The organism is Paracoccus contaminans (genome assembly GCF_002105555.1).
Taxonomy (GTDB): Bacteria; Pseudomonadota; Alphaproteobacteria; order Rhodobacterales; family Rhodobacteraceae; genus Paracoccus; species Paracoccus contaminans.
This window is the reverse complement of record NZ_CP020612.1, coordinates 282,872-295,697: the sequence shown is the minus strand read 5'-3', so window position 1 is coordinate 295,697 and position 12,826 is coordinate 282,872. Positions and strand designations below refer to the sequence as shown.

The following is a 12,826-nucleotide window of genomic DNA, read 5'->3' as shown; positions in this document are numbered from 1 at the left end:
CCGGGTGGCGGCAGGGGGCTCCTGTGCCTATCTGTTGCCCCTGTCCCCGAGAGGTCTGCATGGAACAGAAGTTCATCGAAGTCCGCGGCGCGCGCGAGCACAACCTCAAGGGTGTGGACATGTACATCCCGCGCGACAGCCTGGTGGTGATCACCGGCCTGTCGGGGTCGGGGAAATCCTCGCTTGCCTTTGACACCATCTATGCCGAAGGGCAGCGGCGCTATGTCGAAAGCCTGTCGGCCTATGCCCGGCAGTTCCTCGACATGATGGGCAAGCCGGATGTGGACCATATCACCGGCCTCTCCCCCGCGATCAGCATCGAGCAGAAGACGACCTCGAAGAACCCCCGGTCCACGGTCGGGACGGTGACCGAGATCTATGATTATCTGCGGCTGCTGTTCGCGCGCGCCGGCACGCCCTATTCGCCCGCGACCGGCCTGCCGATCGAGGCGCAGCAGGTGCAGGACATGGTTGACCGGGTGCTGGCCCTGCCCGAAGGCACGCGCGCCTATCTGCTGGCGCCCATCGTCCGCGATCGCAAGGGCGCCTATGAAAAGGAGCTGCTCGACCTGCGCAAGCGCGGCTTTCAGCGTGTCAAGATCGACGGGGCCTTCCACGAGCTGGACCAGCCCCCGGCCCTGGACAAGAAGTTCCGCCATGACATCGACGTTGTGGTCGACCGCATCGTGGTGCGCCCCGACATGGCAACGCGGCTGGCGGACAGTTTCCGCACCGCGCTGGACCTGGCCGAAGGCATTGCCGTTCTTGAGACCGCCCCCGCCGAGGGCGAGGGCGAGCGCATCACCTTCAGCGAGAACTTCGCCTGCCCGGTCAGCGGCTTCACCATCCCCGAGATCGAGCCGCGGCTGTTTTCCTTCAACGCGCCGCTGGGCGCCTGCCCGGCCTGTGACGGGCTTGGGGTCGAGCTGTTCTTCGACGAACGTCTGGTCGTGCCCGACAGCGGGCTGTCGCTTGCGCAAGGGGCGATTGCGCCCTGGGCCAAGTCCAAGTCGGCCTATCTGACGCAGACCGTGAACGCCCTGGCCAAGCATTACGGCTTTGACCGCAAGGCCCCTTGGCGCGAGCTGCCCGAGGATGCGCGCCGGATCCTGCTGCACGGCTCGGGCGGCGAGGAAATCCCCTTCCGCTTTGACGAGGGCGGCCGTGTCTATGAGGTCAGCCGCAGCTTTGAAGGCGTGATCCCGAATATCGAGCGCCGCTATCGCGAGACGGAGTCGAACTGGTCGCGCGAGGAGCTGGAGCGTTACCAGAACAGCCGCCCCTGCCATGTCTGCAAGGGCTGGCGGCTCAAGCCCGAGGCGCTGGCCGTCAAGATCGCGGGCAGCCATATCGGCCAGGTCACCGACCTGTCGATCCGTCAGGCGCTGGCCTGGGCCGAGGCCGCGCCAGACCATCTGAGCGCGCAGAAGAACGAGATCGCGCGCGCCATCCTCAAGGAGATCCGCGAAAGGCTTGGGTTCCTTGTGAATGTCGGGCTGGATTACCTGACGCTGTCCCGCGCGGCGGGCACGCTGTCGGGCGGCGAAAGCCAGCGCATCCGCCTTGCCAGCCAGATCGGCAGCGGGCTGACAGGCGTGCTCTATGTGCTGGACGAGCCCAGCATCGGCCTGCACCAGCGCGACAATGACCGGCTGCTGGACGCGCTGAAGGGGCTGCGCGACCAGGGCAACTCGGTCATCGTGGTGGAACATGACGAGGATGCGATCCGCCATGCCGATTATGTCTTCGACATGGGGCCGGGGGCAGGGGTGCACGGCGGCACCGTTGTCGCCAAGGGCACCCCGGCGGAAATCGAGGCAAACCCTGACAGCCTGACCGGGCAGTATCTGTCCGGGGCAAGGGAAATTCCCGTGCCTGCCGAACGGCGCGAGGGTAATGGCAAGCGGCTCGAGGTCGAGGGGGCGACCGGGAACAACCTCAAGGACGTGACGGCGGCATTCCCGCTGGGCACCTTTACCTGCGTGACCGGCGTGTCAGGCGGCGGCAAGTCCACGCTGACGATCGAGACACTGTTCAAGACCGCGTCCATGCGGCTGAACGGCGCCCGCCAGACGCCTGCGCCCGCCCGCGCCGTCAAGGGGCTTGAGCTGCTGGACAAGGTCATCGACATCGATCAGCGCCCCATCGGCCGCACCCCGCGGTCGAACCCGGCCACCTATACCGGCGCCTATACCCATATCCGCGACTGGTTCGCCCGCCTGCCCGAATCCAAGGCCCGCGGCTATGGGCCGGGCCGCTTCAGCTTCAACGTCAAGGGCGGGCGCTGCGAGGCCTGCCAGGGCGACGGCGTCATCAAGATCGAGATGCACTTCCTGCCCGATGTCTATGTCACCTGCGAGACCTGCAAGGGCAAACGGTATAACCGCGAGACGCTCGAGGTCGAGTTCAAGGGCAAGTCCATCGCCGACGTGCTGGACATGACGATCGAGGATGCGCAGGATTTCTTCCGCGCCGTCCCCTCGATCCGGTCCAAGATGGACGCGCTGGTCGAGGTGGGCCTTGGCTATGTCAAGGTCGGCCAGCAGGCCACAACCCTGTCGGGGGGCGAGGCGCAGCGAGTCAAGCTGGCCAAGGAACTGGCCCGCGCATCGACTGGCAAGACGCTGTATATTCTGGACGAGCCTACCACGGGGCTGCATTTCGACGATACGCGCAAGCTGCTTGAGGTGCTGCACCGGCTGGTCGATCAGGGCAACACGGTGGTGGTGATCGAGCACAACCTCGATGTCATCAAGACCGCCGACTGGATCATCGACATCGGTCCCGAAGGCGGCGACGGCGGCGGGCGCGTCGTCGCCGAAGGCACACCCGAGGCCGTGGCGCAGGTCGAGGGCAGTCACACGGGGCGCTATCTGGCGCCCATGCTTGCTGCCGCCGCCCGGCGCCGGCCCCCTGCCGCAGAGGCAGGCGCCCCGGCCGCCGCCCCAAGATCGCGCAAGGCGCGCAAATCCGCTGCATGAGCGCAAGCTTTCCCCGCGCGCCGGATGGCGAGCCTCATGCATGGGGCCTGACCGGCAGCCGGCCGGAACAGGTCTGGGAACGGTTTTCGCCCGCCTATGAGGCGCAGGCCGAGCGGCTGGTCCGCGCCCTGGAGGCGCGGGGCTGGCAGGTATTTCTGGGCGGTGCGGGCAGCGAGGACGGCGAATATGTCGCCGCCCGGCGCGGCGACGGACAGTCGCTGTTCCTGTGCCATCTGGAGGAGCCTGCCGAGGCGCGCGCGATCGCGGCGCTGGACGATGCTGCGCTTGCGCGCTGGCTGGACGAAGCCGGCGCATGAGCGGAGGGCAGCGCGGCCGCGCTGCCATCCGCGCGGATGGGGGGCTGAACCTTCTGCGCGGCAGCAGCCAAGGCGACGCCTGCCCCCTCGGGTCTTGCCGACGCTTTGGCCCGTCTGTGTCGCAGTCACCTGCCAAACTGGCCATGTCGGGGCGCGTCAGGGCAGCGGGGCGGCGACCATTGCCCATGATCGTGCAGTTTTCAGCGGTTTGGACCCTTGCGAGGGTTTTCCCCCCTGCTGTCGTCCCTCGGGGGCCACTGGCGGGTCCGCAGTGCCCAATGCAGCCTTTGGCGGTAGGTGCAGGGGCAGGGGCAGGGCATGGCGCTGCGGCGCGCAGCAGCATCGCCATGACGCCGCTGCCCGGCCGGGATCGGCATGGCAGGGCACGGCGGATGTGATCGCGCCGATTGCCCGGTTTCCTTGGGCCTTTCGTGGCCGTGCCACGGCGGCAGGTCACGTGCTCTCATTGACCCTGTGACCCGGCAGGTCTAGATGATGCACAGCCAAGCCACGCGGGGATCCCTCCCCGCCGTCAGGGGAGCCGCTCGTGGAGTATCTGCTGTCCGAATATCTGCCGATCCTGGTCTTTCTCGGCATGGCCTCGGCGCTGGCGATCATCCTGGTGCTTGCGGCATGGATCATCGCGGTGCGCAATCCCGATCCCGAAAAGGTCAGCGCCTATGAATGCGGCTTCAACGCCTTTGACGATGCGCGGATGAAGTTCGACGTGCGCTTCTATCTGGTGTCGATCCTGTTCATCATCTTCGACCTCGAGGTGGCGTTCCTGTTTCCCTGGGCGGTCAGCTTTCCGACCCTGACGGATGTGGCCTTCTGGTCGATGATGGTCTTCCTCGGCGTGCTGACGGTCGGCTTTGCCTATGAATGGCGGAAAGGTGCGCTGGAATGGGCGTGATGGACAAGACCGGACGGGTGGGCGGCGCGGGGCCGGCCCATCATGGCGGGCATCCCACCGGCGTGCAGTCGGGGCTGATCTTTCCCGAAGCCTCGGGGGTTTCCACGGGGCCGAATGCGGCCGGCGCCGATCGCGATGTCGCCACCCAGGCGCTCAACCGCGAATTGCAGGACAAGGGTTTCCTGCTGACCACGACCGAGGACATCATCAACTGGGCGCGCAATGGCTCGCTGCACTGGATGACCTTCGGCCTGGCCTGCTGCGCGGTCGAGATGATGCACACCTCGATGCCCCGCTATGATCTGGAACGCTTCGGCACGGCGCCCCGCGCCTCGCCGCGCCAGTCCGACCTGATGATCGTGGCGGGCACGCTGACCAACAAGATGGCCCCGGCGCTGCGCAAGGTCTATGACCAGATGCCCGAGCCGCGCTATGTCATCTCGATGGGCTCCTGCGCCAATGGCGGGGGGTATTACCATTACAGCTATTCGGTGGTGCGCGGCTGCGACCGCATCGTGCCGGTGGATATCTATGTGCCCGGCTGCCCGCCCACGGCAGAGGCGCTGCTGTATGGCATCCTGCAATTGCAGCGGCGCATCCGCCGCACCGGCACGCTGGTGAGGTGATCGCAATGGCCGTCTATCCCGACACCGCCGCGCTGACCGAGCTGGGCGATCTGCTGGCCGCGCAGCATGCCAATGCCGTCCTGTCCGCTGACGTGCAGTTCGGCGAGCTGACGCTTGCCATTCACGCGGCGGCCGTCGTGCCGCTGGTGAGGGCGCTGGCCGCCGATCCGGCATGCCGCTTTTCCACGCTGGTGGACATCACGGCGGTGGACAATCCCGAACGGCCCGCGCGCTTTGACATGGTCTGGCAGTTCCTGTCGATGTACACCAACCAGCGCATCCGGCTGAAGGCCGCGGTGCGCGAGGGCGAGCTGGTTCCTTCGCTGACCGGGGTCATGCCCTCGGCCAACTGGTTCGAGCGCGAGGTCTTCGACATGTTCGGGATCATGTTCTCGGGCCATCCCGACCTGCGGCGCATCCTGACCGACTATGGCTTTCGCGGATACCCGCTGCGCAAGGATTTTCCAACCACCGGCTATGTCGAGGTCCGCTGGGACGATTCCGAAAAGCGCGTCGTCTATGAACCCGTGCGCCTTGTTCAGGAATACCGGCAGTTCGATTTCCTTTCCCCGTGGGAGGGGGCGAAATACATCCTGCCAGGCGATGAAAAGGCCCCGGCCACGACCGGCGTGACGGCAGAGGGCAAGAAATGATGGACGGCGACATCCGCGACAACCTCTATGACGACGGCTCGGTCGATGCGCTGACGGGCGAGCAGAGGATCCGCAACTTCAACATCAACTTCGGCCCCCAGCACCCTGCCGCGCATGGCGTGCTGCGCATGGTGCTGGAGCTTGACGGCGAGATCGTCGAGCGCGCCGACCCCCATATCGGCCTGCTGCATCGCGGCACCGAAAAGCTGATGGAATCGCGGACCTATCTGCAGAACCTGCCCTATCTGGACCGGCTGGACTATGTGGCGCCGATGAACCAGGAACATGCCTGGTGCCTGGCGATCGAACGGATGACCGGCACCGAGATTCCGCGCCGGGCCAGCCTGATCCGCGTGCTGTATTCCGAAATCAGCCGGATTCTGAACCACCTGCTGAACGTGACCACGGGCGCGATGGATGTGGGCGCGCTGACCCCGCCTTTGTGGGGGTTCGAGGAACGCGAAAAGCTGATGGTGTTCTATGAACGCGCATCGGGGGCGCGCCTGCACGCGGCCTATTTCCGCCCCGGCGGCGTCCATCAGGATCTGCCCCCCGCGCTGCTGGACGACATCGACGACTGGGCGGTTCATTTCCCGCGCGTCATCAACGATCTGGACACGCTGATCACCGAGAACCGCATCTTCAAGCAGCGGACGGTGGATATCGGGGTCGCCAAGGAACAGGACTGCCTTGACTGGGGCTATTCGGGGGTGATGGTGCGCGGATCGGGCCTGGCCTGGGATCTGCGGCGCAGCCAGCCTTACGAATGCTATGACGAATTCGATTTCGAGGTGCCGGTCGGCACCAATGGCGATTGCTATGACCGCTATCTGTGCCGGATGGAGGAGATGCGCCAGTCCACCCGCATCATCCGCCAGGCCGTCGCCAAGCTGAAGGCGGAGCCTGCGGGCGACGTTCTGGCGCGCGGCAAGCTGACCCCGCCGCGCCGCGCCGACATGAAGCGCGACATGGAAAGCCTGATCCACCACTTCAAGCTTTACACCGAAGGCTTCAAGGTTCCTGCCGGCGAGGTCTATGCCGCTGTCGAGGCCCCCAAGGGCGAATTCGGCGTCTATCTGGTCAGCGACGGCACCAACAAGCCGTGGCGCGCCAAGCTGCGCGCGCCGGGCTTCCTGCATCTTCAGTCGATGGACTGGATGGCCAAGGGCCACATGCTGGCGGACGTGTCCGCCATCATCGCCACGATGGACATCGTGTTCGGCGAGGTGGACCGATGAGCGGGGCTGTCCCTGGGCCGCAGGCGGGTGCCCGCGCCATGATGATCCTTGTCGGAGTGCTGGTCTGATGCTGCGCCGCCTGTCCCCCGTCCAGCCGGACGATTTCGCGTTCACGCCCCGCAATCTCGAATGGGCGCGCGCGCAGATGACCAAATATCCCGAGGGCCGCCAGCAGTCCGCCATCATTCCGGTGCTGTGGCGCGCGCAGGAACAGGAAGGCTGGCTGAGCCGTCCGGCCATCGAATACTGCGCCGAGCTGCTGGGGATGTCCTTCATCCGCGCGCTTGAGGTTGCGACCTTCTATTTCATGTTCCAGCTGCATCCGGTCGGCCGCATCGCACATGTCCAGATCTGCGGCACCACCACCTGCATGATCTGCGGCGCGGGCGATCTGATCGCTGTCTGCCGGGAACGGATCGCGCCGACGCCCCACACGCTGTCGGCCGACGGCAATTTCAGCTGGGAAGAGGTCGAGTGCCTGGGCGCCTGCACCAACGCGCCCATGGTCCAGATCGGCAAGGATTACTATGAGGATCTGACGGCGCAGAAGCTGGCGGCGCTGATTGATGCGCTCGTGGCGGGGCAACTGCCGGTGCCGGGCCCGCAGAACGGGCGCTTTTCATCCGAGGCGCTCGGCGGTGCGACGGCCCTGACGGCGACCGAGCGCAGCGAGGATTACAACGCCTCGGCCGCGCGCGCGGTGCGGCTGCGCGACACGGTCAAGCGCATTGACGGCGGCGAGGTGCCGATCCTGACCCCCTGGGCGCAGAGGCCCGAGCAAGCCGAGCCCGGCGCCCCCGAGAACGAGCCGGAGCCGAGCGCCGGACGCCTGGTCGATGCCACGGGGATCACCGTGCAGGAAGCGGCGGGCACCTCGGCCGGTCGGCCCCCGTCGATGCGAGAGCCTGCCGGCCAGCCGGCCGATGCCAGGACAACGGAATAGCGGGCTGCAGGGCGGGGCCGTGGGATGAGCAACTGCACGCGCAATACCAGGATGGCTGCCCTTGCCGCGGGTCTGCTGGTCTGGCTGATGGCGTTGAGCCATGGCGGGGCAGGGCCGATCGGCGGGCTGTTCCTGGGCTTGGTGACTGCCGGGCTGGCAGGCGGGCTGCTGACGCTGTTGTTCTGCGCTGGCTCCGCATGGGAAGGCTTGGAAAGCCTGCCTGGACCAGCCGCGGCGACCGCCCCAGCCGAGCAGGCGATCGGAACGCCCGATGCCGCAAGCGTTGCCATTGCCCGGCCGCAGAGGCCCGCAGGCATGGGGCAGACCCCGGAGGGTGCCTCGGCCGATCCGCGCCGCGCCGTGACGTTCGAGCCTGATGTTTCGGGTGCGCAGGTCAGCGCATCGGGGGCCGGCAGGGCGCAGCAGGCTCAGCCAGGGCCCGGCGCCGCGACCGAAGTCGCCGAAGCCGCATGGCCGGCCGGGAAAGAACCGCCGCATGATGCCGGCGGGGCTGGTGCGGTGGCGCATGCTGCCGCCTCTGATGCCGGCAGCCTTGCAGGCGGTGCTGCCCTATCCGCCCCTGTCACGACCGATGCGGGCCGGCTGCGCGCGGAACGCAAGCGGTCGCTTGCGGACGGTCAGGAAAGGGCGCATGCCGATAGCGTGCAGGGCGGCCCGGCATGAGCGGCAGCCCCCGCCCCGACGATGGCGGCCAGATGCGGCTGGCAGGCGGCGTGATCGCAGCGGCGATGCTGCTGTGGCTGGCGGCGAACTGGGCGGGGCAGCGTTATGGCTGGCCCGTGCAATATGCCTTTCTCGCCGATCTTGCGGCGATCGGGGCGCTGGTCTGGTCGCTGCTGGTGACTTGGCGCATCTGGCGGCGGCGCGACGGCGCGCCGCGCGAACGATAGGACGACGACGCGATGCTGAGCGATCAGGACCGGATCTTCACCAACCTCTACGGCATGGGCGACCGCAGCCTGAAGGGCGCGCGCGCGCGCGGCCACTGGGACGGCACCGCCGACATCATCGCCCGCGGCCGTGACGGCATCATCGACGAGATGAAGAAGTCGGGCCTGCGCGGCCGCGGCGGGGCAGGCTTTCCCACGGGGATGAAGTGGTCCTTCATGCCCAAGGAAAGCGATGGCCGGCCCGCCTATCTGGTGATCAACGCCGACGAATCCGAACCCGCGACCTGCAAGGACCGCGAGATCATGCGCCACGATCCGCACACGCTGATCGAGGGCGCGCTGATCGCCAGCTTTGCCATGGGCGCGCATGCGGCTTATATTTATATCCGCGGCGAATATATCCGCGAACGCGAGGCGCTGCAGGCGGCGATCGACGAATGCTATGACGCCGGGCTGCTGGGCCGGAACGCGGCGAAATCGGGTTGGGATTTCGACCTGTTCCTGCATCACGGCGCCGGCGCCTATATCTGCGGCGAGGAAACCGCCCTGCTGGAAAGCCTGGAAGGCAAGAAGGGCATGCCCCGGATGAAGCCGCCGTTTCCGGCCGGGGCGGGGCTTTACGGCTGCCCGACCACGGTGAACAACGTCGAATCCATCGCCGTCGTCCCCACCATCCTGCGCCGCGGGGCGGAGTGGTTCGCCTCTTTCGGGCGCCCCAACAACGCCGGCGTCAAGCTGTTCGGCCTGACCGGCCACGTCAACACGCCCTGCGTGGTCGAGGAATCCATGTCGATCCCGATGCGCGAGCTGATCGAAAAGCACGGCGGCGGCATCCGCGGCGGCTGGTCGAACCTCAAGGCGATCATCCCCGGCGGCGCATCCTGCCCGGTCCTGCCCGCGCATCTGTGCGAGGATGCGATCATGGATTTCGACGGCATGCGCGAGCTGAAATCGTCCTTCGGCACGGCCTGCATGATCGTGATGGACCAGTCGGTGGACATCGTGAAGGCGATCTGGCGGCTGTCGGCCTTTTTCAAGCATGAAAGCTGCGGCCAGTGCACGCCCTGCCGCGAGGGCACCGGCTGGATGATGCGCGTCATGGACCGCCTGGTTCGCGGCGAGGCCGAGGTCGAGGAGATCGACATGCTGCTGGACGTGACCAAGCAGGTCGAGGGCCACACCATCTGCGCCCTGGGCGACGCGGCCGCCTGGCCGATCCAGGGCCTGATCCGCCATTACCGCGAGGAAATCGAGGACCGCATCAAGGCCAAGCGGACCGGCCGGATGGGGGCGATGGCGGCGGAATGAAGCGGATCGGGCATCAGCGCAGGGCTATGGCGGTTCAGGCGCCAATCCGTGCCGAAGCTGCGGGCAGGGCCGGTGCTGCCGGCATGATGCGGGCTGCGGCCGTGCTGGGCGCAGCCCTGACGCTGGCCCTGGCCGGCCCTGCTGCCGCGCGCGAGCCGTTGGCCAAGGAGCGTTACATCAACGACCGCTTGATTGCGGCCCGCATCGCCGACCGTATCCGCCGTGAATGCCCCACCATCGACGGCCGGCTGGTGCTTGCCTATCAGCAGGCCCGCGCGCTGCAGCGCTATGCGCGCGACAAGGGCTATTCTGATGCCGAAATCAAGGCCTTCCTTGACAGCAAGCCCGACAAGAAGCGCATCTATGCGATCGCCGAGGATTACATGACCCGCAAGGGCGCGGCCAAGGGCGATCCTCAATCCTATTGCCGGCTGGGCCGGGCCGAGATCGCGGCCCGGACCGTCACCGGATCGCTGCTGGTGTCGAGATGAGCCGCCTGGGGGCGCTGATGGCCGCTGCGATCTGCGCGGGTGCCGCCGCCCCGGCGCTGGCCGCCACGCCGCCTTATGTGACGGTGCGGTTCGATCTGCTGTCCCCGGCCGGGACGCGCTGCCAGGTGCCGGGAACCGCGCCGGCGAGCGGGGGCGATCTGCTGGGCCGCCCCTATCTGCGCGGTTTGCCCGTGGACAGGGCGGTCATCTGCACCGCCGCGGATGGCCGCGGCTTTGGCTTGAACACCCTGCGCGATCCGCGCGATCCGCTGGCCGGGCGGGTCGATGTGATCATTGTTGACCGCGCGGGCAAGGCGGTGCCGATGGTGATGGTGCAGGCCGATTCGCAGGACGATCCGTTGCCGATCCGCGGCAACGCCACTTCGCTGGCCCCGGCGGTCAGGTGAACAGACAGGACGCAAGATGAGCGATATGCGCACCATCAAGATCGACGACCGACTGATCGAGGTCGATCCCAACCTGACGCTCATCCAAGCCTGCGAGCAGGCGGGGATCGAGGTGCCGCGTTTTTGCTATCACGAACGGCTGTCGATCGCGGGCAATTGCCGGATGTGCCTGGTCGAGGTGGTCGGCGGCCCGCCCAAGCCCGCGGCAAGCTGCGCCATGCAGGTCAAGGATCTGCGCCCCGGTCCCGATGGCGCGCCCAGCGAGATCCGCACCAACAGCCCGATGGTGCGCAACGCCCGCGAAGGGGTGATGGAGTTCCTGCTGATCAACCATCCGCTCGACTGCCCGATCTGCGATCAGGGCGGCGAATGCGACCTGCAGGACCAGGCGATGGCTTACGGCGTCGATTTCAGCCGCTACCGCGAGCCCAAGCGGGCGGCGGACGACCTCAATCTCGGCCCGCTGGTCGAGACGCATATGACGCGCTGCATCAGCTGCACGCGCTGCGTTCGCTTCACCACCGAGGTCGCGGGCATTGCCCAGATGGGCCAGACCGGCCGGGGCGAGGACAGCGAGATCACCACCTATCTGGGCCTGACGCTCGATTCCAACCTTCAGGGCAACATCATCGACCTGTGCCCGGTCGGCGCGCTGGTCAGCAAGCCCTATGCCTTCACCGCCCGCCCCTGGGAACTGACCAAGACCGAATCCATCGACGTCATGGATGCGCTGGGATCGAACATCCGCATCGACACCAAGGGGCGCGAAGTGATGCGCATCCTGCCGCGCAACCATGACGGCGTGAACGAGGAGTGGATTTCCGACAAGACGCGCTTTGTCTGGGACGGGCTGCGCCGCCAGCGGCTGGACCGGCCCTATGTGCGCGAAAACGGCCGGTTGCGCCCGGCGTCGTGGGACGAGGCGCTGTCGGTCGCGGCCCGGGCGATGCAGGGCCGCAAGGTCGCGGGGCTGATCGGCGATCTGGCCCCGGTCGAGGCGGTGTTCGCGCTGAAGCATCTGGTCGAGGGGCTGGGCGGCACGGTCGAATGCCGCACGGACGGTGCGCGGCTGCCGGCCGGGAACCGGTCCGGCTATGTCGGCACCGCGCGGATCGAGGACATCGACAATGCGGCGATGATCCAGTTGATCGGCACCAACCCGCGGGTCGAGGCGCCGGTCCTGAACGCCCGCATCCGCAAGGCCTGGATGCGGGGCGCGCGGATCGGGCTGGTGGGCGAGTCCGTCGATCTGACCTATGACTATGCCCATGTCGGGGCCGACCGGGCGGCGCTGGAAAGCCTGTCCTCGCGCGAGATTTCCCAGGAAACCCGCGACAAGCCGTCGGTGGTGATCGTCGGGCAGGGCGCCATCCGCGAGGCGGATGGGGCTGCGGTTCTGGGCCATGCCATGCGGCTGGCGCAGAATTCCAACAGCACGCTGCTGATCCTGCACAGTGCCGCCGCGCGGGTCGGCGCGATGGATGTGGGCGCGGTGACCGAAGGCGGCCTGGAGGCCGCCGTGAACGGGGCCGAGGTGATCTACAGCCTTGGCGCCGACGAGGTTGACATCGCGCCCGGCGCCTTCGTGATCTATCAGGGCAGCCATGGCGACCGCGGCGCGCACCGCGCCGATGTGATCCTGCCGGGTGCCTGCTATACCGAGGAAAACGGCCTTTTCGTGAACACGGAAGGGCGGCCGCAACTGGCGATGCGCGCCAATTTCGCCCCCGGCGAAGCCAAGGAGAACTGGGCCATCCTGCGCGCGCTTTCCGCGCGGGTGGGCCGCACCCAGCCCTGGGACAGCCTCGCCCAGCTGCGGCGCGCGCTGATCGAGGCCGTGCCGCATCTGGCGCAGATCGACACGGTGCCCGAAAACCAGTGGTCGCCGCTGGATGCCGGTCCCCTGGGGCAAGCCAGCTTCCGCAACGCGGTGGCGGATTTCTACATGACCAACCCGATCGCGCGATCCTCGCCGCTGATGGCCGAATTGTCGGCCATGGCCGCGGACCGGCGCGCCGGGCTGATGGCGGCGCAGTAG

The 12,826-nt window shown here is 67.3% G+C and carries 13 protein-coding genes; all 13 read left to right on the top strand.

All coding sequences use genetic code 11. The features are described from left to right. The first annotated feature begins 59 nt into the window (after positions 1-59). The 13 genes from uvrA (at position 60) to nuoG (ending at position 12,826) form a co-directional block, all read left to right on the top strand. A complete protein-coding gene (gene uvrA, locus B0A89_RS01435; RefSeq protein WP_085376616.1) occupies positions 60-2,981 on the top strand; it encodes an excinuclease ABC subunit UvrA in 2,922 nt (973 codons plus the stop codon). After that, positions 2,978-3,298 carry a hypothetical protein gene (locus tag B0A89_RS01430; RefSeq protein WP_085376615.1) on the top strand — a complete coding sequence of 107 codons (321 nt, stop codon included), beginning with the start codon at positions 2,978-2,980 and terminating at the stop codon, positions 3,296-3,298. The genes uvrA and B0A89_RS01430 overlap by 4 nt, the downstream gene beginning before the upstream one ends. A gap of 547 nt (positions 3,299-3,845) precedes the next feature. Continuing rightward, the gene (locus B0A89_RS01425; RefSeq protein WP_085376614.1) at positions 3,846-4,211 is read left to right on the top strand and encodes an NADH-quinone oxidoreductase subunit A; all 366 of its coding nucleotides are present in this window, start codon (positions 3,846-3,848) and stop codon (positions 4,209-4,211) included. Then, entirely contained in the window at positions 4,202-4,837 is a 636-nt protein-coding gene (locus tag B0A89_RS01420) for a NuoB/complex I 20 kDa subunit family protein (protein ID WP_240558589.1), read from the top strand. The genes B0A89_RS01425 and B0A89_RS01420 overlap by 10 nt, the downstream gene beginning before the upstream one ends. A gap of 5 nt (positions 4,838-4,842) precedes the next feature. Further along, complete coding sequence (locus B0A89_RS01415; protein WP_085376613.1) at positions 4,843-5,490, top strand: NADH-quinone oxidoreductase subunit C; 648 nt, start codon at positions 4,843-4,845, stop codon at positions 5,488-5,490. Then, positions 5,487-6,728 (top strand): NADH-quinone oxidoreductase subunit D, encoded by a 1,242-nt coding sequence (locus tag B0A89_RS01410; RefSeq protein WP_085376612.1) that lies wholly within the window; start codon positions 5,487-5,489, stop codon positions 6,726-6,728. Before B0A89_RS01415 ends, B0A89_RS01410 begins: the two co-directional genes overlap by 4 nt. A gap of 67 nt (positions 6,729-6,795) precedes the next feature. Then, the gene (gene nuoE, locus B0A89_RS01405; protein ID WP_085376611.1) at positions 6,796-7,671 is read left to right on the top strand and encodes an NADH-quinone oxidoreductase subunit NuoE; all 876 of its coding nucleotides are present in this window, start codon (positions 6,796-6,798) and stop codon (positions 7,669-7,671) included. Between the two features lie 24 nt (positions 7,672-7,695). Beyond that, on the top strand, positions 7,696-8,355 hold the full coding sequence (locus B0A89_RS01400) for a hypothetical protein (protein WP_085376610.1): 660 nt from the start codon (positions 7,696-7,698) through the stop codon (positions 8,353-8,355). Then, positions 8,352-8,582 carry a DUF5337 family protein gene (locus B0A89_RS01395; RefSeq protein WP_085376609.1) on the top strand — a complete coding sequence of 77 codons (231 nt, stop codon included), beginning with the start codon at positions 8,352-8,354 and terminating at the stop codon, positions 8,580-8,582. Before B0A89_RS01400 ends, B0A89_RS01395 begins: the two co-directional genes overlap by 4 nt. A 12-nt stretch (positions 8,583-8,594) precedes the next feature. Then, positions 8,595-9,890 carry an NADH-quinone oxidoreductase subunit NuoF gene (gene nuoF, locus B0A89_RS01390; RefSeq protein WP_085376608.1) on the top strand — a complete coding sequence of 432 codons (1,296 nt, stop codon included), beginning with the start codon at positions 8,595-8,597 and terminating at the stop codon, positions 9,888-9,890. A gap of 83 nt (positions 9,891-9,973) precedes the next feature. Next, positions 9,974-10,381, top strand: a complete 408-nt coding sequence (locus B0A89_RS01385; protein WP_240558588.1) for a DUF5333 domain-containing protein — start codon at positions 9,974-9,976, stop codon at positions 10,379-10,381. Beyond that, the gene (locus tag B0A89_RS01380) at positions 10,378-10,788 is read left to right on the top strand and encodes a hypothetical protein (RefSeq protein WP_085376607.1); all 411 of its coding nucleotides are present in this window, start codon (positions 10,378-10,380) and stop codon (positions 10,786-10,788) included. The genes B0A89_RS01385 and B0A89_RS01380 overlap by 4 nt, the downstream gene beginning before the upstream one ends. A 16-nt stretch (positions 10,789-10,804) precedes the next feature. After that, positions 10,805-12,826, top strand: coding sequence for an NADH-quinone oxidoreductase subunit NuoG (nuoG, locus tag B0A89_RS01375; protein WP_085376606.1), 2,022 nt, complete (start codon positions 10,805-10,807; stop codon positions 12,824-12,826).